This is a genomic window from Myxococcus vastator, from assembly GCF_010894475.1.
Classification (GTDB): Bacteria; Myxococcota; Myxococcia; order Myxococcales; family Myxococcaceae; genus Myxococcus; species Myxococcus vastator.
On sequence record NZ_JAAIYB010000766.1, the window covers coordinates 1 to 2,026 of the forward strand.

Genomic DNA, 2,026 nt, shown 5'->3' on the forward strand with positions numbered 1-2,026 from the left:
GGGAGGAGGGCGGGTGACCCCGAGCGAGCGCCTGCTCAGGCAGTTCCGGGACCTGGTGACGGTGCGCCTGGAGCGCATCACCCGGTCCTTGATGGAGCTGGAGTCCGGCGCCAGCGCGGAGGCGGGGCGGGGCGTGCTGCGGGAGCTGCACGGCCTGAAGGGTGAAGCCCGGATGATGGGCTTCGATGACGTCAACGTGCTGGTGCACGAGATGGAGGAGCTGGTCCGCTGCACCGAGCCCCTCCGCTACGCGCTTTCGCCCGCGTCCACGGATGCGCTGCTGACCACGGCGGACGCCGTGCTCGTGTTCTCCGGGACGCAGGCCGCCGACGAGCCGCCGCCCACTGTGGAGCGGCTCGTCGCGTGGTTGCAGGAGTGCGTCCGCTCCGAATCGGTGCGGCTGCCGCCTGGACGCCTCGCGCCCGCGGCCACCGCGAGCCCCGAGGCCGGCGGCGGCGTGGGGACCCCCGGTGGCCCGTCCGCCGCCGTGCAGGCGAGCCCAGGGGCTGCTCCGGGGCGGCTGTTGACGGTCCCCGTCGCGGAGGGGAGCCGGCCTCTCGCGTCTTCACCGGGCCGGAGCGCGATGCCGAGCCTCGTCACGCCGCAAGCCGCCGGTACCGCGGCGTCCTCCGGAGGGGGCGCCCGGGGAGCGTCGCCGGCGCCGACGGCGAAGGGGGCCAACGGCCTCACGGCGCCCCGGCAGCCCGAGCCTCGGCCGGACACCGCGGTGCGCATTGGCGTGGAGAGCCTGGACCTGCTCACCAGCGCCGTCACCAACCTCACCCAGGTGGCGCGTCGCCGGGAGCTGGCCAATGCCCGGCGCCTGGCCCTGGCCCGTGAGCTGAGTCAGCTGGCGCGCGAGGCGGAAGACCTGGGGCCCGCGGGCGCCGCGCTGGCGGCACGGCTGGGCTCGGCCAAGGAGATGGCCGCGGTGCTCCACCGCGAGTCGAAGCTGCTCTCCAACGCGGAGTTGCGCGACCTGGGCATGCTGGTGGAGGAGGTGCAGACGCTGCGCATGCTGCCGCTCTCCGTCCTCTTCGAGCCCTACCCCCGCATGGTGCGCGACCTGTCCCGCGCGCTGGGCAAGGAGGTGGAGCTGGTCGTCGACGGCGAGGACACGCGCGCCGACCGCGCGGTGGTGGAGGCGCTTCGTGAGCCGCTGATGCACCTGGTCCGCAACGCCCTGGACCACGGCCTGGAGACGCGGGTGGACCGCGTCACGGCGGACAAGAAGCCGCGTGGCTGTCTCACGCTGCGCGCCGCTCGGGAGGGCAACCGCATCATCCTCCGCGTCGAGGACGACGGCATGGGCGTGGACCCCGCCCAGCTCCGCAAGGTGGCCGTGCGCCGGGGGCTGTTCGACGAGAGCGCCGCCAACGCCCTGTCGGACGCGGCGGCCCGTGAGCTCATCTTCCTGCCGGGCTTCACCTCCCGGGACGTCGTCACGGACCTGTCGGGCCGGGGCGTGGGGTTGGACGCGGTCCGCGCCTCCATCCAGGCCCTGGGCGGCGACGTCGGGGTGGAGTCGGCGCCGGGCTGGGGCACCATCTTCGAGCTGCGCGTCCCTGTCTCCCTCACCGTCGCCCCGCTGCTCTTCATCCAGGTGGGGACGGAGACGCTGGCCCTGAGCGCCACCCACGTCTCGCGGGCCCTGAAGGTGGACACGGTGGACCAGTGCGAGGTGGCCGGCCGCCCGTCGCTCCTGGTGGAAGGCCGGGTGCTGCCGCTGGCCCCGCTGTCGTCGCTGCTGGGGCTGGGGCCTTCGCGGCCCGCCCTGGAGGGTGAGCTGGCTTTGGTGGTGAAGAGCCAGAGCGGCGCGGCGGCGCTGGTGGTGGACCGCGTCCTGGAGGAGCGGGTCCAGGCCATCCTCCCCTTGAAGGGCATCCTGGGCCGCTTCGGCCACCTCACCGGGGCCACGTCCCTGGCGGATGGGCGCCTGGCCATGGTGCTGTCGGCGGCCTTCCTCACCGCCAGCGCCCACCAGGGCAATGCCCTGCCGCGTCCGCCCCCCTCGGTGGCGCCCGCC

General features: G+C 74.7%; 1 protein-coding gene. It reads left to right on the forward strand.

Annotation, left to right across the window (positions count from 1 at the left end; genetic code table 11):
• Nucleotides 1-13: 13 nt before the first annotated feature.
• A partial coding sequence (locus tag G4D87_RS37030; protein WP_163787483.1) for a chemotaxis protein CheA occupies nucleotides 14-2,026 on the forward strand: 2,013 nt, incomplete at its 3' end.